The sequence below is a fragment of the Algoriphagus jejuensis genome, assembly GCF_039523455.1.
Taxonomy (GTDB): Bacteria; Bacteroidota; Bacteroidia; order Cytophagales; family Cyclobacteriaceae; genus Algoriphagus; species Algoriphagus jejuensis.
The window spans coordinates 831,171-849,478 of the sequence record NZ_BAAAFI010000002.1 but is presented as its reverse complement, the minus strand read 5'-3'; the positions used below and the strand labels follow the sequence as shown (position 1 = coordinate 849,478).

Genomic DNA, 18,308 nt, shown 5'->3' with positions numbered 1-18,308 from the left:
CAAATTATTTGATCTCTACTTCAGCACCAGCCTCTTCAAGAGACTTCTTCAAAGCTTCAGCTTCGTCCTTAGCAATTCCTTCTTTCAGGGCTTTAGGAGCGCCGTCAACAAGATCCTTTGCTTCTTTCAATCCAAGACCGGTCAATTCTTTAACCAGCTTTACTACTGCAAGCTTAGAAGCGCCCGCAGCTTTAAGGATTACGTCGAAAGCAGTTTTTTCCTCTTCAGCAGGAGCCTCAGCACCAGCACCGCCACCAGCTACCATTACAGCGCCAGCTGCAGCAGGTTCGATACCATACTGATCCTTAAGGATGTCTGTCAATTCTTTTACTTCTTTTACAGTCAAGTTCACCAACTGTTCTGCAAGTTGCGTAAGATCTGCCATTGTATTAATTATTTAATTTGTTTTTGAATGATTTGATAAAATTACTTTGCTTCTCGATCAGCAAGAGTCTTAAGAACACCAGTGATGTTGTTCTGTCCAGATTGCAATGCAGATACGAGATTTTTCGCAGGAGACTGAAGCAATCCAATCAGATCGCCCAGCAATTCTTGCTTAGACTTGAGGTTAGACAACAGCTCAAGGTTGTTTTCGCCCAGAAATACATCTGAATCGATCCCTGCCCCTTTGAATACCGGTCTAGTCTCTTTTTTACCTTGTTTCTTTCTGAAATCCAGCAATACTTTTGCTGGAAGGTTACTAGTCTCTTTAGAGAAAATAATTCCAGAGAACCCCTTCAATGCACCATTCGCCAATTGGGAATAGTCTGCATCCAGATTTTCAAGCGCTTTAGCGATCAAGGTGTTCTTGTACACTTTGTACTCTACACCTTTTTCGTAGCAAGTTCTTCTGAATGCATTCACTTGAGCTACAGAGAATCCGGAAGCGTCAGTGATGTAGAAGAAAGGGTTTTCCTTCAATTTCTCAGTCAGACTGTCGATTATAACTTTCTTTTCGTCTCTAGTCATGATTAAATACCTTGAATGCTACCCTTGTCTACAGCAATACCCGGAGACATAGTGCTCGACAAATGAATACTTTTGAAATATGTACCTTTAGATGAAGATGGCTTCAGCTTAGAGATAGTCATAATCAGTTCATTCACGTTTTCCTGAATTTGTTCAGGAGAGAAAGATACTTTTCCGACACCGGCATGGATAATTCCAAACTTGTCGACTTTGAAGTCGATCTTACCAGCTTTCACTTCTTTTACTGCTTTCGCCACATCTAGCGTAACGGTTCCTGATTTAGGATTTGGCATCAAGCCACGAGGGCCCAATACTCTACCTAACCTACCTACCTTTGCCATCACGTTAGGCATAGTGATGATGACGTCAACGTCAGTCCATCCGCCTTCGATCTTGGCAATGTAATCGTCCAAACCCACGTAATCTGCACCTGCTTCGGTAGCTTCTGCTGCTTTGTCAGGAGTACAAAGCACCAATACTTTGATGTCTTTGCCAGTACCATGAGGAAGTGCTACTACACCTCTTACCATTTGATCAGCTTTTCGAGGATCAACGCCCAAACGGACATCGACGTCTACAGAAGCGTCAAACTTAGTCATGGTAATATCCTTAACCAGTGAAGAAGCTGCCTCCAGGGAGTACATTTGGCTTGCGTCGTACTTAGAAAGAGCTTCTTTTTGCTTTTTTGTTAACTTAGCCATTGTTTTTTATTTATACTTCCCAAGGGGCTTTACCAGATACTGTGATACCCATGCTTCGTGCAGTACCAGCTACCATTTTCATGGCAGATTCTACTTTGAAAGCATTGAGGTCAGGCATTTTCGTCTCAGCGATCACTTTTACCTGATCCCAGGTAACAGATCCCACCTTTTTTCTGTTTGGTTCTGATGAACCGCCTTTTAGCTTCGCAGCTTCCAACAGCATATTTGCAGCTGGAGGAGTTTTTACTACGAATTCAAAAGACTTGTCAGAAAACACTGTAATCAGTACCGGTAGCACCGTGCCCATTTTGTCTTGGGTACGCGCGTTGAACTGCTTACAGAACTCCATGATGTTCAAACCCTTGGAACCAAGAGCTGGACCTACTGGAGGCGACGGGTTAGCCTGGCCACCTTTCACTTGTAGTTTTACATAACCAGTGATTTCCTTAGCCATTGCTTAGTCTTGTTTTTCTACTTGTATAAAGTTTAACTCTACAGGAGTATTGCGGCCGAAAATCTTAACCATAACATTAAGCTTTTTCTTTTCCTCAAATATCTCCTCAATTGTCCCGGTAAACCCACTGAATGGGCCGTCCATTACTTTGACGGCTTCTCCAACGATAAACGGCGTGTCCTGCTTCTCGGCAAACTCATCAATCTCCTCAACCTTACCTAAGATACGGTTGATTTCAGATTGCCTTAACGGCTCAGGGGTTTTGGAAGCTCCCCCCTGACTTGAACCTAGAAACCCGATAACACCCGGGATGCTCGTTATTACGTGATTGGCTTCCCCGTTGGAGAGATCCGCATTGACTAGTACGTAGCCTGGAAAGAAGTTTCTTTCTCTGACCCGCTTTTTACCGTTGCGCATCTCGTATACTTTCTCAGAAGGAATCAGCACTTCAGGAATGTATTCCCCAATGTTTTCTCTCTGGATTTCATTGTCCAGATATGCTTTGGTCTTTTTTTCCTGTCCCGCTACTACTCTGAGTACGTACCATTTATGTTCAGCCATTCTGTAATGTCAATTAGAATAAATCATAAAACCATGTCATGATGTTCTCAAATCCCAAATCCACTGCACCGATAAACAGCGCAAAGATGAGCGATGCAACCAACACCAATACGGCACTATTTTGGAGGAATGAAAACTTCGGCCAAGTGACCTTATTTTTCATCTCGTCGTAAGACTCCAGGACAAAGTTTTTAAGATTCATAGTCTACTTACTTACTGCACGGGCAGAGAGATTCGAACTCCCATCAACGGTTTTGGAGACCGCTATTCTACCATTGAACTATGCCCGTGTGATTGAGCGCCCTGCAAATGGGAACGCAAAATTAGGAATAATGTCTTTAGAAACAAATGCGATCCCAAAAAAATCTGGGATCGCATCGTTAATATTTACTTAGTATGTAATTAGTCTAAGATTTCGGTAACCTGACCGGCACCTACTGTACGACCACCTTCACGAATCGCAAATCTCAAACCCTTTTCCAAAGCTACTGCTGACAACAAAGTAACTTCGATAGTTACGTTGTCACCTGGCATTACCATTTCCACGTTCTCTGGAAGTTTGATTTCACCGGTCACGTCAGTAGTTCTAAGGTAGAACTGTGGTCTGTATTTGTTGAAGAATGGAGTGTGACGTCCACCTTCTTCTTTTGAAAGCACGTAAACTTCAGCTTTGAAGTGTGAGTGTGGCTTCACAGATCCTGGCTTACAGATAATCATACCACGCTTGATCTGTGATTTTTCAATACCTCTAAGCAATAGACCTACGTTATCACCAGCTTCACCACGATCAAGGATCTTACGGAACATCTCAACACCTGTTACGGTAGACTTAAGACCCTCAGCACCCATACCGATGATGTCCACACCTTCACCGGAGTTGATTACTCCTCTTTCGATTCGACCAGTAGCAACCGTACCACGACCTGTGATCGAGAATACGTCTTCAACTGGCATCAAAAATTCTTTGTCAACAGCACGTGGAGGAATTGGAATGAATGTATCTACTGCATTCATCAAATCCATGATTTTTTCAACCCACTTCTCCTCACCGTTCAATCCACCAAGTGCAGATCCTGCGATTACAGGGATGTTGTCACCGTCAAAATCATAGAAAGAAAGAAGCTCTCTGATTTCCATCTCCACAAGCTCAAGAAGCTCTGGATCGTCCACCATATCTACTTTATTCATGAATACTACAAGCTGAGGTACACCTACCTGACGCGCCAAAAGGATGTGCTCTCTGGTCTGTGGCATTGGTCCGTCAGTTGCAGCTACTACAAGGATAGCACCGTCCATCTGGGCAGCACCAGTAACCATGTTTTTAACGTAGTCAGCGTGACCTGGACAGTCTACGTGAGCGTAGTGTCTGTTTTCAGTTTGATATTCTACGTGGGAAGTATTGATAGTAATACCTCTTTCTTTCTCTTCAGGAGCGTTGTCAATTGAAGAGAAATCTCTCAATTCAGAAAGACCTTTTTTAGCCAATACGGTAGTGATGGCGGCAGTCAGGGTTGTTTTGCCATGGTCTACGTGTCCAATCGTACCGATGTTAACGTGCGGCTTGGAACGGTCGAAGGTTGCTTTTGCCATGCGTGAAAATCCTCAGTTTAAGTTTAAAGATATATTTAGATAATAGTTCTCTGTATTGAGCCAACGACGGGAATTGAACCCGTGACCCCTTCCTTACCAAGGAAGTACTCTACCCCTGAGCTACGTCGGCTTTTGCCCTTTTACTTCCCTGAGGAAATAAAGAGCGGGAGACGAGGCTCGAACCCGCGACCTGCAGCTTGGAAGGCTGCCGCTCTACCAACTGAGCTACTCCCGCTTGTAACCGGCGTACCGGATATTTTAAAGCCCTGCAAAACTAGAAAAAAAATTTTGCATTCAGGCAAACTTGGTGGGGGAAACAGGATTCGAACCTGTGAAGACATAAGTCAACGGATTTACAGTCCGTCCCAGTTGGCCGCTTTGGTATTCCCCCAACTGTGTTAAAATCTAAGCGTTTTTCAGCCCTTGTGACCTTAACGGATGGCAAAATTATAGCCTTTTATTAAAGTATCAAAGGATGCAACTCAAATTTGACAACTTTTTCAGGCGCAACAATTCAATGATTTAAAAATCAACCGATTAATTTTCTTTCTGCAGTGTATCCATGAAATATTCATAGTAGTTTTTGAGCTGAGGATCCTCCTCTTGGGCCGCGATTCGCTCGATTTCCCCTACCACCAGCTCGTCGTCGGCAAATCCCAACAGCGCTTGAAAGGCTCCAAGTCGCAAAAAGTTTTGAGATTCGTTTTTCATCAACTTCAAAAGTTCCCTCACGGCTTCATCTTTGCCCTCTTCAGGATTTCTTGCAAAATACTCACTGAAGTAGCCTAAGAAGTAGTAAAGTCCTTCTCCCGACAGCACGCTCAGTCGCTCCAGATACCAATTCCCTTTGCCCAGCACAGTCTGTTGAATGTAATACTCAGCCACGGGGATAGTCATCCTGAAATTTTCATCTCCCGAAAATCGTTCGATAAGCGCCAAATCCACGGGATTGTCTGTCGCACTGACCAAGCCCATCAGTGCAGATCCAGCCACCAAATACGACGGTTCGTTTGCCAATCGGAGAAAGGCCGCCTGATATTTATCCGGATCCCACGCTGCCAGCAAATCCAAAGCGGCTGCTTTCACCGAGTTTTTGGGGTCCTTTTCAGCAAGCTCATAGACCACATCCTCCAATCCGGGAATACGCATACGCCACTCCGGATCATTTTGCAAAAAGCCCAACGCATTCTCCCGAACGGACCAGAAACGATCAGCGACTGCCAGGGGCAACACCGTCACAAGCTGCGCCGTGGCCTCTCGCGCCACCAAACTATCTAAGGCCTCATACCTTGCCACTCCAAGTTCAGATTCGCTAAACTGCCACACGAATTGATCCGAACTGATCTCCTGTGACCTCCGCGCGAGAAGGTTTTTGCCCTCATCTATATACACCTGCGAAATGGCCAATTCATTTTCCAAAGCGAATTGCTGAAATGCCTGCGTCATCTGAAAAGTTTTGGATTTACGCTTTCCTCCTTCATACCAACTTACTTCCACCGGCAATTGAAACAGCGGGGCATTTTCTAAATCCTGGGTCTGGTAGGCTGAAACGAGTATATTTTCAGGCTGAGAATAGTCGACTTCAAAATAGAGCTCTGGGTGGCTTTTGTCCAGAAACCACTGGTTGAAAAACCAGTTCAAATCCTGCCCACTGACCTTCTCAAATGCTATCCTCAACTGATGTACTTCTACAGACTCGAAGGCATGCTCTTCCAAATAGTAGTTCAGAGCCGCGAAAAATGCTTCATCTCCCAAAAGCTGGCGCAGCATGTGCAGGACAACGCCTCCCTTGTTGTAGCTATGGGCATCAAACATATCTTCCGAATCTGCATAGTCAAAGCGAATCAGATCCTCCTGCTTGGATTCTGCTTCCGCAAAATAACCTTCCATTTCCGTGACCAATTTCAGTGCAGCTTCGTCCTTACCATATTTGTGTTCATTCCATAGGTATTCGCTGTAGTTGGCAAAGGCCTCATTCAGCGTAAGATTTGCCCAGGACTCAGTCGTGACCATGTCGCCGAACCACTGGTGAAACAACTCGTGTGCGATGATATAGTCCCACTCCGAATCTATCGCCTCACGCTCATTGAGTTGCAATTCCTCCATGAAAATAGATGCCGTCGTATTCTCCATTGCCCCTGATACAAAGTCCTTCACCACAATCTGATCGTACTTAGGCCAAGGATATTTCACTCCGAGCCGTTCTTCAAAAAAACCAAGCATCTCTGGCGTATTTTCAAACACCATAGCCGCCCCCTCTTCAAATCCCTTTTCCACAAAATACCCGAGTGGAATGTCTCCTGCTTTTGCTTCTACTTTTCCAAAGTTACCAACCGCAAATGCTGCCAAATACGGAGCATGGGGAAGTTTCATTTCCCAATGATCTTTCCTCATTCCCTCGCCAAGAGCTTCTTGCTTGATAAACTCTCCATTGCCGATGGTAATCATGGTATCCGGAACAGTGAGTTTAAAAAGCTGCGTCGCACGCTCATTGGGTTGATCAATCGTGGGAAACCACTTGCTGTTGTGCTCGGTCTCTCCCTGAGTCCAGATCATCGTCGGTTTGCCGGCAATAGTATCCATAGGGTCGATGAAATACAGCCCCTTGGTGTCTGTGATCGCTTTACTCCCGTTTCCGGCATTCCGATCGGGAAAAGCAGTGTAGTTGATTTCTACCTCAACCGTGTCTTTCGCCGTCAGCAGTGTGGGCAAGTAAATCTTCAATTGCTTCTCGTTATATCCGTAGGAAAGTTTTGACAATTTGTCTCCTTCCACGAGGTGAATCGCTCCCACTTCGTAGTCTTTAGCGTCTAGGATCAATTCTTTTTGCGAATAGAAAAACGGCTTCAAGATCAGTCGAGCTTTCCCCAAAACAGTCTGGCTTGCCCAATCAAACGACAAATCCAAGTCGGTATGGAGCAGATCAAAATCCCGCCTGGAACTCGGCTGATAGGCTTTTATTTCGCCTTCTTTCTCCAGCATCAGCTGCATGAGTGCAGCGCTGTCCGCCTCCGACTCGATTTCGGGATCTTCCGGGTAAAAAAGTTCCGTTTCCGAAGTTATGGCGGGCTTTTCTGACCGACACGAACCTGCGAAAAAAAGTGCCGCAGCTCCTCCCAAGGCGAGGAAGGTATTCGAAATTTTCTTTGGACTCGAATGCATTTGTTTGATATTTTGGAAAATCTAAACGAGGTGGATTCCTCGCTTCGTGTATATTCACACCCAAAATAGCAGGAATGTTTTCAGTTATCCTTCAAAACACCACCCATTCGGTCGAAAAAACCGAAGACTACTTCAAAGTCAATCAAACGCAAATCACCTGGGATTTGAAATGGATAGAAGACCGGAAAATCCATCTGATCCGGGGAAATGAGTCGATTGAGGCTGAATTGGTTTCGATCGATCGGCCAACGAAAACACTTCAAATCCGGATCGGCCATCAAACAGCTACCCTACAGCTCAAGGATCGGTTTGATCTTTTGCTGAAAAAATTGGGAATGAGTACGAATGGCAACGACAGGCTAAAAGACATCAAAGCTCCAATGCCCGGGCTGATTTTGGACCTGAAAGTAAAACAGGGCGATCAGGTAAAAAAGGGCGATGTCATTCTAATTCTGGAAGCCATGAAGATGGAAAACAGCATCAAATCTCCTGGCGACGGCATAGTCAAAGAGGTGAAAGTCTCGCTCAAGCAAAACGTGGAGAAAAACCAGGTGTTGATCCTGTTTTAATCAGTTACCAGGCATCGCTGTATTCACTTTCCCAACCAACTTCTCTGAAACTTTTTGATGTGCTGAAGGGGGTTGGAACGGATGATTTTTTTCATCAATCTGGGAAAAAGCCGATTGAGCAATACTGTAAATCGCTCAAATCCTCCGACTACAAATTCCTCCTTACCACGCTCCAGTCCGCTAAGAATACCTTTGGCACAATCCACCGGATCCATTCCTCCGGCCAATGCCTCTTGCATTCTTCCATTTGTACTACCATCTCCTCGCAGCCCGGCAACGGTGATGTCTGTGCGCACAAATCCCGGAATGACCAAGTGAATAAAAATCCCCGCCCCATGAGTTTCTGCCCGTAACGAATCAAAATACCCCTGCATTGCATGCTTGGATGCTGTGTAGGAGGCAAGCTTCGGCACACCATATTTCCCGCTAAGACTCGAAGTCAGTACCAGGTGAAGCTCGCTTTCTTGATTCCGTTTTCGCAAAAGTTCTCTTGTGATCGCTACCGGGCCCCAAAAATTAATGTCCATAATCTTTCGCTCTACCTCGATCTGAGTGTCCGACACCAAATCCCTGACAGACATACCCGCATTCAAAAACACATAGTCGAATCCGTCTAAGAATTTCCACGCTTCGTTTACGCGTATGGACAGGGTCATAAAGTCCTCAACATCAAGTGGCAGAACTTCGATCGAAACAGAACGAAATGTCAATTGCAATTCACGAAGCTTGTGTTCATTTCTAGCGGAAATAACCAGTTTGGCGCCAGTACCAGACAACATTTTCACCAAACCCGCCCCAATCCCAGTAGACGCGCCGACAATCCAAATCCTTTTTCCAACCCAAAAGCCCATAAAATCAATTGCTTAGCTCCCCTAAGTTAACTCTGTCCTGTCCATTTTTGGATTTTGGTTTAGCATTGTGAGTTGAAGAAATTATATTTGTCGGATTGTTTAGCCTTTCCCGGCCCCATTCGATCAGATTTTGTCCAGTAAATCCAGATATCAATCGGAGCTTTACCGATCACGAACTTAGAAATCAATAATTCCAATAGATGAAATACAACCGAATTCTGCTCAAACTCAGTGGTGAAGCCTTGATGGGCGAGAAAAACTACGGTATCGATCCTTCACGCCTTCAGCAGTACGCTGACGAGATCAAAAAAGTGAAAGACATGGGCGTGGAAATTGCCATCGTCATAGGAGGAGGGAATATTTTTCGGGGCGTGCAAGCAGAAAAATCCGGTATCGACCGCGTTCAGGGCGACTACATGGGCATGCTTGCAACTTTGATCAACGCCATGGCCTTGCAAAGTGCATTGGAGCAAAACAACATGTTTACCCGCCTCATGTCCGGCATCAAGATCGAAAGCGTCTGTGAGCCGTTCATTCGCAGAAGAGCCATCCGGCACCTGGAAAAGGGCAGAATCGTCATCTTCGGTGCAGGCATTGGCAATCCGTATTTCACAACCGACTCCACCGCCGCTCTGCGGGCAATCGAGATCGAAGCAGACGTGGTTCTCAAAGGAACCCGCGTAGACGGTGTGTATACTGCCGATCCCGAAAAAGATAAAACAGCCACCAAATACACCAATATTTCCTTCTCTGAGGTATATGAGAAAAATCTCAGCGTGATGGACATGACCGCCTTTACGCTTTGCCAGGAAAACAACCTGCCAATTATCGTTTTTGATATGAATAAGTCAGGCAACCTAAGCAAACTCGTACTTGGAGAAGAAATCGGAACATTGATCACTGCCTAACCTTGAATTAAATCATGGAAGAAATCGAGTTATTCTTAGACGAAGCAAAAGAGCTGATGCAAAAAGCGGTGGATCACACCGCCGCAGAATTGGTAAAAATCCGTGCAGGCAAAGCCATGCCCAACCTATTGGATGGCATCCTGGTACAATATTATGGATCGCCGACGCCTCTCCAGCAGGTAGCCTCCGTTAACACGCCGGACGCGAGAACGCTTGCCATCAAGCCATTCGAACGTAATCTGATCTCGGATATCGAGAAGGCAATCATCAATTCAGACCTCGGACTGGCTCCTCAAAACAACGGGGAGATCATCATGCTGACAATCCCCGCACTTACCGAAGAGCGTCGGATCAATCTGGTCAAGCAGGCCAAGCAGGAATGTGAATCTGGAAAAATCTCTCTTCGAAGCGTGCGCAAAGACACCAACGAATCGCTGCGAAAACTCCAGAAAGACGGAGCTCCAGAGGATGCGATCAAGCGCGCGGAAGATCAGGTTCAGAAACTCACCGATCAGTATTCTGGCAAGATCGATGAGCAACTAGCCAAAAAAGAAGCAGACATCATGAAAGTTTGATTGTCCAGATACTCTCAAAAAGCCCGGCAAAGTTTAGACTCTGCCGGGCTTTTTTTGTGGCCATCTACGCTCACCTCTTACTTTTTTACAAAAAGTTCAAGAGTTTATCGATTCATCACCACTCATACACTTTTCGTTACAAATCCCTACAGCTCCCTTTGTAATTGATCTCTATTCCATAATAGAATCTGAGAATAAAAGGGGGAGTTCGTTCAGCTCACCTCTGACGACATCGGGCATCCGACGCTCCACACTTGGCATTTGTCAATCCTCAAAATTCACATTGATAAACGTCGCAATTCCAAACAGCGGACCGCTTCTGAGGTATTTGCCATTTTCGAAAGCCACTCCCAGTTCGAGTCGGAAGATCCGAAACAAGTTGTCCAGAGAATAACCGACTTCGGTGTAGTGCGGAGAATTCTGGGTCTTCAAGTAGTTGACAAAGATATTTTCCCGCACGCCGGAATACCTCAGCATCGGCAATTGGGTAAGCAGGAATTTCCTGAATTGGTAATGTGCTATCCCTGAAACATAGCTAGAGCTCGTACTGTATTTATAATAGTCCATAAACCGGAAATTCGACGCCGGACCAAAGTTGGAGAAGATGGTTCTGTTACCGCCGAAATGCATATAATCCTGAAAATAGACCTGATCGCTGTTTAGGAACGTGCCGGCAGTGACGTTGAAATCGAGCTTGCCGCTCGCCCCAAAACTCACGTCGTGCTTCAGCCCCACTTCCAACTGATCAAAATCGGATGCATTGTCGGAAGTCGTCAATCCCGAAAAGGCTTTTTGGTAGGTGAACGTAATCAACGGTGACCGGGAATAGTTCGGGGTTTTCCTTCCGTTGCGGATGGAGTAAGTCAGACCAGGCCTCCATTCGACCGAAGCCCGAAGCTTCGCAGCTTGGTGATCCTGAAATGCGGCGTCACTGGCCTCCACATTTTCGGGCCTGTTGGGCGTGTATTCTCTCTCAGGCTTGTTGTAGAAGGAATAGTTCGAATTGTTGAATAACTCTCGTCTTTCAGCCCAAGTGAAATTTACCCGATAAGTCAAACCATAATTCACCCGATGCGACCAATAAGCCCGGGCAAAATCCTGCTCGTACAGCTTCATGTAGTTTCTGCGGACAAGCAAGGAATAGATCGCATTGACCTGCTCTTGAATCGGGTTTTCGGAGTTAAACTGATAAATGTATCGTCCTCCTTCGATGCCCCAAGTCTGTGCAGCCATCGGTTGGGTATGCGACCAGCGGAAGTCAACTTTCCCATAAAAACGGTCACTCGAGAATCCGTAGCGGATTTCAGGTTCGATGTTGAAGCTCTTGCGAACTTTATTGACACTGTCAGCGAGTTTGACTTCAGAATACTTTCGGTAGAAGAGTCCCATTCCGACTTTCCATCCTTCCACGGTATTGAAGGAAATTTTGGTCAGATTGGACTTAAATCCCATTGAAACTCCTTTCCCAAAGGAATAAGAACCTCCCGTCAACACTTCTAAAGGCTTGAATCCTTTCTTGGCTTTCTTGGCCACCGAATCCACTTCGCTCATCTTGGCAGTTTCGACCGTAGCCAAGCTGTCATCTCGCTTGTAGCCTTCGACCTCCTTCACGGTCAATGGCACAGGCCGAATACTGTCCCAATAGCTCTGATTCCGTTTTTTAGCCAAAGAATCCACACTGTAATACCGTTCTGAGACGACAGGCTCCTTGCTGTCCTCCTGACTTTCCTTCAATGACTCCTTCTCATATTCGTTCAGCAGTTTCCGATATTCTTTCCGGCTTTTCGGTTCCTCGCTTGCCAGCTGTTCCAGCGCCGAGACCGACTTGTCAAACTTTGCGACATCCTGCGGCACGTCCTGCACCTTTTCGTCGATAATCTCCGGCACGGCGATCAGATCAGGATTGAGCACCACTTCATATTCTCGGGTGGAAGCGAGGTATTTGAATTCCCCGGCAAAACCAAAAATCTTCCCTCCAAACGTATAGGTATGGGTGAGTGGCATCCAGACATTTTCGGCCACCGGCGCGTATTGTTGCTTGGCAGTGATCTGAAAGCCCAGCAGGGAGGTCTTTAGATCCAGGCTGTGAATCGCCCAGAGTCCCTCGATGATGTAGATATACCCCTCAAAAACCCGCTCGCCCCGGGCTCTCGGCGTCACTTTGATCTTGCTCACCATCACGTCTTGGTCAAAAAAGCTACCCTCGTACTTGAACTGGTAGTATTGAAATGCATATCGCGAAAGTGGAGAAACGATCTCGTTGATCTGATCTTGGTAAAACGACGTCTGCAAATAGGGTGCGGGGGAAGTGCCCTGATTGTCGCCGTTGGTGCGGATGGAGATCACCTTTTCATCGACCTTGTTGGGCAGGGTAAAGGTGATCCTCGACACCGACTCCGAGGTGTAGGCTTCGTTCAGCTTGAGTCCTTCTTCCTCCAGCGTTTTCTTCATAAAAAAGGGCGCATCAGTCAATTGCCCTGTTCCTTTCAGATAGACGGTTGTAGAATATTGCTGTAGCTGGAGCCGATGGTATTTGGCTTTGGAAATAGCCTTGCGCATAATGGTCAAGGCTGGATCTTCAGCTCCTGCCCGAACCTCTACTTCACTCAGATTGTAGATTTGTGGCTCCAACGTAAAATTCAGGTCTACCCAGCTGTCTTTGATTTCCACCGTTTCAAGCTGGGATTTGTAGCCCAGAAATTGAACAATCACATCGTAAAAACCTGGCTTTAGCCGAAACTCATACATGCCGTTTTCATTGGTAGGAACACCATCTTCCAGATTTCGGATATAGACTGAGGCGTAAGCCAGAGGCTCACCGTCTGTGTTGGCAATTTTTCCCCGAATTCCTTGGGCAAGAGAAACCGACTGTACGACAAAAAAAAGCGTGGTCAGGAAAAAGAACGGTTTTCTGATCATAGGATTTACAAAAGTTGGTATAGCTTCTAATAAATATAGAGATGCAAAAATTCAGCTAAAGGTTGCAAAGGTTGATTTAAGAGGATTTAAGAAAGCTCCGCGCCTTTGCTACATTATACATAACAGCACCAGATTTAGCCGGCAAATTTACTATTTAACAATCTCTAAATTTTCAATATAAGCTCTCGCTACTTTACTAATTTTTTTAGAGAATGGTTAAAAAACAAAACTGAAAATGTAGCCGGAGTTGGAGAATATTGACGGAGGTGAAAAATTGATTCTTTTACATTTTTTTTAAAAGAAATTGACCTAAATAGCACACAACGCAAGAAAATGCTCGATCCGTTGTACGATCAATAGCCATTTTGCGGTACTGTTAAATGCCATTTTTTTAAGGAGCTCAGCTCCCAATTGTTAAAAATTGCAAAATCGAATTTTAACAAGCAATTTGAGTCGAAAATTTTATGGCTCAGTCTATTTCAATTTTACATTAACAGAAAACCCTATGAGAAACTATTTACCCAAACTCAAGTCATTGATGCTTGTTTTTGCACTTACCCTTGGTGCAATAGTAGCTGTCAATGCCCAAAGCCGCTCCGTATCGGGCACGGTCCTAGACGCAAGTCTCGGCGACGCAGTACCAGGCGCTACGGTGATCGTCAAAGGTACCACCCGTGGAACCGCTACTGATCTTGACGGGAAGTTCACTCTTCCATTACAAGCAGGAGACGAAATTCTTGTGATATCCTTCGTCGGCTACCTCGCTCAGGAAGTCGAGATCGGAAATCAGACTAATATCACCGTCAATCTAGAAGAGGACATTCAAAGTTTGGAGGAGGCCGTTGTAATCGGCTACGGAACTCAAGACAAAAAAGAGATCACTTCCGCAGTGGTGGGCGTAAAGCCTGAGGATTTCAACAAAGGAAATGTCTCCAATCCCGCACAATTGCTACAAGGCAAAGTAGCTGGTCTCTCCATCACAAGAGCGGGCGGCAATCCAAACTCCGGATTCAACGTGAGATTGAGAGGACTTTCTACTTTCGGAGCCAACTCTTCACCCCTCATCGTATTGGACGGAGTGATCGGTGCTTCCTTGGATAACGTCGATCCCAATGATATTCAATCTATCGACGTTTTGAAAGATGGATCTGCAGCTGCAATCTACGGTGCTCGAGGCTCCTCAGGAGTAATCCTCATCACCACGACCAAGAAAAGCTCCAAGGACGGCATATCCAGTGTCTCAATCAATGCTTTCGGCACGATGGATCAAGCAACAAATCTGATTCCCGTACTTTCAGCGGATGAATTTGTGGCAAGAGGCGGAACCGATTTCGGGAGCGATACAGACTGGAGAGACGAATTGATTGACGATGCATTCTCCTATACCACAAATGCAAGTCTTTCGGGCGGATTCAACAACACCAATTACATGGCCGCCATAAACTACAGAAACAATCAAGGTATTGTGAACGGAGTCAGTAACAAAAGACTGAATACACGTCTGAACCTATCTCAGGCTGCTCTTGACAATAGATTGCGATTGTCTGCCAACCTGTCGTTTACCAACGTGGACAGTGAGTCTATCAACGATGCTGCGTTTCGTTATGCTACCCTCTACAATCCTACTGCGCCTATCTTCGAAGATACCGAGGACGCTGTCGAAAGATTCGGTGGCTATTTCCAGCGTGACCTATTTGACTTCTACAATCCCGTCGCTTTGGCCAATCAGCAAAAGTTTGTTGGTGAGACAAAATCTGCATTGGTTTCCTACCGTGCAGAATTCGACATCTTAAAAAACCTGACCGTATCTGCTCAATATTCTCAAGACAGAAGCAACACCCTTTCAGGAGACTTTTGGTCAAGACTAGACTACAATGTTGGATTAGGTACCGGCGGATCGGCACAACGTAGAACCAATGATAGGGTACAGAAGATATTTGAATCTACTCTGCGCTACGAAATAGACTTAAGTGACAACCTAAACATGACTTTGCTCGGTGGTGCAGCGACTCAAGGAACGAAAAATCAAGGTTTCAATGCCAGAGTGAAGCAATACCTGTTTGATTTGGGCTGGGACAATCTGGGAGCTGGATCGATTCGATTGGGTAACAGCACCGAAGTTGCATCGTATGCCAACGAAGATCGTCTGAACTCCCTTTTTGCTAGAGCAAATTTTAATCTAAGCAACAGATTCTTCCTCTCTGCCTCTGTGAGATCTGAAACCTATTCTGGCTTTGGAGCCAACAACCAAACCGGTGTTTTCCCGGCCGCTAGTATCGGAGCCGATTTCACCCAGATTTTTGACATGGGCCTTTTCAGCCAGTTTAAGCCAAGAGCCTCCTTCGGGGTTACTGGAAACCTGCCTCCCTCACCAACTTTGGCTCTGGGGGTTTATGGTAACGGTAATCGAGTGGATTTGGATGGTGACCCAAATACGCAAACTGATATCTATGTGGGGATCGTTCAAAATTCAAACCCTAACAAAGACCTGAAGTGGGAAACGAAACAAGAAATGAATTTTGGGGTAGACTTTGGCATGTGGAACAATAAATTGACGGGTAGCATGGACTATTACGTTAGGAACATCTCTGATCTATTGTTCAACGTTCCAGTGGCCACTGGTGCTCCAAACCCTTTCGATCCAGGGAGGTTTAATACGGCTTCTTCAACTTGGGTAAACCTTGCCGATCTAAGAGCTGCCGGATTTGAGTTTGCGATTAATGCGCATGATATCAACCTAGGTTCGATTAAATGGCACCCAAGCCTGAACTTCACAATTTACGACAAAACCATCATCGAAAGCTTATCTGCGGGTGATTTGGGATTTGACGAGTTGAGATTTGCTACTCCTGGATCTCCTGGTCAGAACAACAACCCGATCGTTTACAACCGAGTAGGTCAGACCTTGGGAGATTTTTACGGGCCGGTATTGCAAGGAATCACTGAAGATGGGCAATATATACTTTCTACTACCGATCCAGATGAGTTTGAAAAGCTTGGAAACGGCCTTCCAAAAGGAGAGTTTGGCTTGGCAAACAATTTGGTATGGGGTGGATGGAACTTTAGTTTCTTCTTCAGAGGAGCCTGGGGACATGATCTTTACAATTCCTATAGAGGCTTCTATGAAAACCAAGATGCATCTTCTAATACTTGGAACTCTGTGGTCACTGATAAGACCGAGTTTGTTACCTCCACACCTACATTCAACAGCTCCTACATCGAAAACGCATCGTTCATTCGATTGGATAACTTAGAGTTGGGCTACAACTTTAAGACGCCATCGCAAAACCTGAATTCCTTCAGAGTTTATTTTGCTGCGCAAAACCTTTTCACGATTACCAATTACACTGGAATTGACCCAGAAGTTAGGATAACCGACTCTGAGAACACAAATGGATTCACCTCCTCTTTGTCTCCAGGAATCGAGCGTAGAAACACCTACTTCCAAACGAGATCATTCACTTTGGGCCTATCTCTTAATTTCAAATAATTAATCTAAACACAGAGACATGTTAAAATATATAAGTAAAATCTGTCTGATGGTGCCAGCACTCTTGTTGCTGGGATCATGCTGGGAGCTTGACCAAGAAGTGCTGGATGGCGTGACTCCAGACGATGTCGCCAACAGCACCAACCCAAAATTGATAGAAGTTCTAAAGGCGTCTGCTTATTCCCGTATCGTAGGAAGCTGGGGTGGACACAATAGCATTTGGTCGATCAATGAGGTCGCATCTGATGAAATGGCAATTCCTCAGAAAGGTCCTGACTGGGAAGATGGTGGTATTTGGCTTAGAGTACACCGTCATACTTGGGGCACGTCCGAAGATGCCTTTAACAACTCATGGAACTACTGCTTCACTGCAATCGGAGAAATCAACAACCTCATCATTTCTTTTCCCGATGTAGAGTTGCTAGTCGCTGAGCTCAAAGTTTTACGGGCACTTCCTTACCTATGGCTGATCGACTCCTTCGGAAATGTTCCGATCATCACTGAAGCGTCCACTGGTGGCAACCCGACCAACAATTCAAGACAAGAGGTCTTTGATTTTATCGAAAAGTCAATCTTGGATAACATCGACATGCTTCCCAAAGCGGACACTAGAACTACCCTGAACTACTACTCAGCTCAGGCGATGCTGGCCAAACTCTACCTGAATGCAGAAGTCTATACCGGTACCCCTCGATGGGCAGATGCGGAAGCAGCAGCTAATCAAGTGATCTCAGGCCCCTATTCCTTGAGCACAAATTTCTTCGCAAACTTCGCGACAAGAAACAGCGGTTCAACCGAGAATATCCTGACGCTCCCTTACGATGAAAACAACGCCGCGGGATTTAACTTGGCGATGATGACTTTGCACTACCTAAATCAGAATACATTCGATCTGAGTGCTCAGCCATGGAACGGATACGCTTCCTTGGAAGAGTTCTACAATAGATTCGATGATGAAGACGTCCGAAAAGGGAGTTTCCTTGAAGGCCCTCAGTTTAGCTCAGACGGAACTCGACTGGAGGATTTATCATTTGAAGCTGGAGACCCTGATGGAGCGCCTTTGACCTTTACTCCTAAGATCAACATGCTTGCCCCAAATGCCTTCAGACAGGCTGGAGTAAGGGTTGGTAAATTCGAATTTGCTCCCGGTGCAGGTCAGGAATTGAGCAATGACTATCCGCTATTCAGATTGGCAGATATTATCTTGATCAAAGCTGAAGCGGCGTTCAGACAAGGAAAAACCGGCGAGGCGCTGGCTGCGGTCAATCAAATCCGAACTAGAGCCGGCGTGGAGCCATTGACTGCGATTACCGCCGATGCAATCTACGAAGAGCGCGGGTTTGAAATGTTTGCAGAGGCAAGCCGCCGAACTGACATGATTCGCTTTGATAAATTCCGACAGCCATGGTGGGAAAAAACAGCTTCTGAACCTTTCAGAAATCTATTCCCAATTCCGCTTCAGCAGATCAACGCAAATCCAAACCTGAACCAAAATCCGGGTTATTAATTAACACAAAACTGAAACTAAAGGAAGTGCATTCGCCTGCACTTCCTTTTTT

15 protein-coding genes and 4 tRNA genes are annotated in these 18,308 nt (G+C 45.6%); 5 read left to right on the top strand and 14 right to left on the bottom strand.

Translation table 11 applies throughout. The annotated features are described in order from the left end of the window. Positions 1 to 4: 4 nt before the first annotated feature. The 12 genes from rplL to ABD031_RS04620 form a co-directional block, all read right to left on the bottom strand. Complete coding sequence (rplL, locus tag ABD031_RS04675) at positions 5 to 385, bottom strand: 50S ribosomal protein L7/L12 (RefSeq protein ID WP_343848932.1); 381 nt, start codon at positions 383 to 385, stop codon at positions 5 to 7. Between the two features lie 41 nt (positions 386 to 426). After that, positions 427 to 969 carry a 50S ribosomal protein L10 gene (gene rplJ / locus ABD031_RS04670; RefSeq protein ID WP_343848930.1) on the bottom strand — a complete coding sequence of 181 codons (543 nt, stop codon included), beginning with the start codon at positions 967 to 969 and terminating at the stop codon, positions 427 to 429. Between the two features lie 2 nt (positions 970 to 971). Next, entirely contained in the window at positions 972 to 1,670 is a 699-nt protein-coding gene (gene rplA, locus ABD031_RS04665; protein ID WP_343848928.1) for a 50S ribosomal protein L1, read from the bottom strand. 10 nt (positions 1,671 to 1,680) lie between these two features. Further along, positions 1,681 to 2,124, bottom strand: a complete 444-nt coding sequence (gene rplK / locus ABD031_RS04660; protein WP_343848926.1) for a 50S ribosomal protein L11 — start codon at positions 2,122 to 2,124, stop codon at positions 1,681 to 1,683. A gap of 3 nt (positions 2,125 to 2,127) precedes the next feature. Beyond that, positions 2,128 to 2,685, bottom strand: a complete 558-nt coding sequence (nusG, locus tag ABD031_RS04655) for a transcription termination/antitermination protein NusG (protein WP_343848924.1) — start codon at positions 2,683 to 2,685, stop codon at positions 2,128 to 2,130. A gap of 13 nt (positions 2,686 to 2,698) precedes the next feature. After that, on the bottom strand, positions 2,699 to 2,887 hold the full coding sequence (secE, locus tag ABD031_RS04650) for a preprotein translocase subunit SecE (RefSeq protein ID WP_206570947.1): 189 nt from the start codon (positions 2,885 to 2,887) through the stop codon (positions 2,699 to 2,701). 17 nt (positions 2,888 to 2,904) lie between these two features. Further along, a tRNA-Trp gene (locus ABD031_RS04645) sits at positions 2,905 to 2,975 on the bottom strand. A gap of 112 nt (positions 2,976 to 3,087) precedes the next feature. Next, positions 3,088 to 4,275 (bottom strand): elongation factor Tu, encoded by a 1,188-nt coding sequence (tuf, locus tag ABD031_RS04640; RefSeq protein ID WP_343848904.1) that lies wholly within the window; start codon positions 4,273 to 4,275, stop codon positions 3,088 to 3,090. 58 nt (positions 4,276 to 4,333) lie between these two features. Next, positions 4,334 to 4,405 (bottom strand) — tRNA-Thr (locus ABD031_RS04635). Between the two features lie 32 nt (positions 4,406 to 4,437). After that, positions 4,438 to 4,510: transfer RNA gene (locus tag ABD031_RS04630), tRNA-Gly, on the bottom strand. 70 nt (positions 4,511 to 4,580) lie between these two features. Further along, positions 4,581 to 4,666, bottom strand: a tRNA-Tyr gene (locus ABD031_RS04625). Positions 4,667 to 4,812: 146 nt separating this feature from the next. Continuing rightward, positions 4,813 to 7,437 carry a M1 family metallopeptidase gene (locus ABD031_RS04620; RefSeq protein ID WP_343848859.1) on the bottom strand — a complete coding sequence of 875 codons (2,625 nt, stop codon included), beginning with the start codon at positions 7,435 to 7,437 and terminating at the stop codon, positions 4,813 to 4,815. 74 nt (positions 7,438 to 7,511) lie between these two features. On the opposite strand from ABD031_RS04620, the gene ABD031_RS04615 reads away from it, so the two are divergent. Then, positions 7,512 to 8,006, top strand: a complete 495-nt coding sequence (locus tag ABD031_RS04615) for an acyl-CoA carboxylase biotin carboxyl carrier protein subunit (protein ID WP_343848858.1) — start codon at positions 7,512 to 7,514, stop codon at positions 8,004 to 8,006. A 23-nt stretch (positions 8,007 to 8,029) separates the two neighbouring features. On the opposite strand, the gene ABD031_RS04610 is transcribed toward ABD031_RS04615, so the two are convergent. After that, complete coding sequence (locus ABD031_RS04610; RefSeq protein WP_343848857.1) at positions 8,030 to 8,857, bottom strand: SDR family NAD(P)-dependent oxidoreductase; 828 nt, start codon at positions 8,855 to 8,857, stop codon at positions 8,030 to 8,032. 200 nt (positions 8,858 to 9,057) lie between these two features. Between ABD031_RS04610 and pyrH the strand changes: the two genes are divergently transcribed. Further along, complete coding sequence (gene pyrH, locus ABD031_RS04605; protein WP_343848856.1) at positions 9,058 to 9,765, top strand: UMP kinase; 708 nt, start codon at positions 9,058 to 9,060, stop codon at positions 9,763 to 9,765. A gap of 14 nt (positions 9,766 to 9,779) precedes the next feature. Then, the gene (frr, locus tag ABD031_RS04600; RefSeq protein ID WP_343848855.1) at positions 9,780 to 10,340 is read left to right on the top strand and encodes a ribosome recycling factor; all 561 of its coding nucleotides are present in this window, start codon (positions 9,780 to 9,782) and stop codon (positions 10,338 to 10,340) included. A 264-nt stretch (positions 10,341 to 10,604) separates the two neighbouring features. Here frr and ABD031_RS04595 read toward each other — a convergent pair whose 3' ends face one another. Further along, positions 10,605 to 13,259, bottom strand: coding sequence for a DUF5686 and carboxypeptidase regulatory-like domain-containing protein (locus ABD031_RS04595; RefSeq protein WP_343848854.1), 2,655 nt, complete (start codon positions 13,257 to 13,259; stop codon positions 10,605 to 10,607). 505 nt (positions 13,260 to 13,764) lie between these two features. On the opposite strand from ABD031_RS04595, the gene ABD031_RS04590 reads away from it, so the two are divergent. Both ABD031_RS04590 and ABD031_RS04585 read left to right on the top strand, forming a co-directional pair. Continuing rightward, entirely contained in the window at positions 13,765 to 16,749 is a 2,985-nt protein-coding gene (locus tag ABD031_RS04590) for a SusC/RagA family TonB-linked outer membrane protein (RefSeq protein ID WP_343848853.1), read from the top strand. A gap of 19 nt (positions 16,750 to 16,768) precedes the next feature. Beyond that, on the top strand, positions 16,769 to 18,256 hold the full coding sequence (locus ABD031_RS04585; protein ID WP_343848852.1) for a RagB/SusD family nutrient uptake outer membrane protein: 1,488 nt from the start codon (positions 16,769 to 16,771) through the stop codon (positions 18,254 to 18,256). Positions 18,257 to 18,308 lie beyond the last annotated feature (52 nt).

Excerpts from the sequence above, each read along its gene's own strand:
- ABD031_RS04585 (WP_343848852.1), top strand. The coding sequence starts at position 16,769 with ATGTTAAAATATATAAGTAAAATCTGTCTGATGGTGCCAGCACTCTTG.
- rplL (WP_343848932.1), bottom strand. The coding sequence starts at position 385 with ATGGCAGATCTTACGCAACTTGCAGAACAGTTGGTGAACTTGACTGTA.
- ABD031_RS04610 (WP_343848857.1), bottom strand. The coding sequence starts at position 8,857 with ATGGGCTTTTGGGTTGGAAAAAGGATTTGGATTGTCGGCGCGTCTACT.
- nusG (WP_343848924.1), bottom strand. The coding sequence starts at position 2,685 with ATGGCTGAACATAAATGGTACGTACTCAGAGTAGTAGCGGGACAGGAA.
- secE (WP_206570947.1), bottom strand. The coding sequence starts at position 2,887 with ATGAATCTTAAAAACTTTGTCCTGGAGTCTTACGACGAGATGAAAAAT.
- tuf (WP_343848904.1), bottom strand. The coding sequence starts at position 4,275 with ATGGCAAAAGCAACCTTCGACCGTTCCAAGCCGCACGTTAACATCGGT.
- rplJ (WP_343848930.1), bottom strand. The coding sequence starts at position 969 with ATGACTAGAGACGAAAAGAAAGTTATAATCGACAGTCTGACTGAGAAA.
- pyrH (WP_343848856.1), top strand. The coding sequence starts at position 9,058 with ATGAAATACAACCGAATTCTGCTCAAACTCAGTGGTGAAGCCTTGATG.
- ABD031_RS04620 (WP_343848859.1), bottom strand. The coding sequence starts at position 7,437 with ATGCATTCGAGTCCAAAGAAAATTTCGAATACCTTCCTCGCCTTGGGA.
- rplK (WP_343848926.1), bottom strand. The coding sequence starts at position 2,124 with ATGGCTAAGGAAATCACTGGTTATGTAAAACTACAAGTGAAAGGTGGC.
- ABD031_RS04615 (WP_343848858.1), top strand. The coding sequence starts at position 7,512 with ATGTTTTCAGTTATCCTTCAAAACACCACCCATTCGGTCGAAAAAACC.
- frr (WP_343848855.1), top strand. The coding sequence starts at position 9,780 with ATGGAAGAAATCGAGTTATTCTTAGACGAAGCAAAAGAGCTGATGCAA.
- ABD031_RS04590 (WP_343848853.1), top strand. The coding sequence starts at position 13,765 with ATGAGAAACTATTTACCCAAACTCAAGTCATTGATGCTTGTTTTTGCA.
- ABD031_RS04595 (WP_343848854.1), bottom strand. The coding sequence starts at position 13,259 with ATGATCAGAAAACCGTTCTTTTTCCTGACCACGCTTTTTTTTGTCGTA.
- rplA (WP_343848928.1), bottom strand. The coding sequence starts at position 1,670 with ATGGCTAAGTTAACAAAAAAGCAAAAAGAAGCTCTTTCTAAGTACGAC.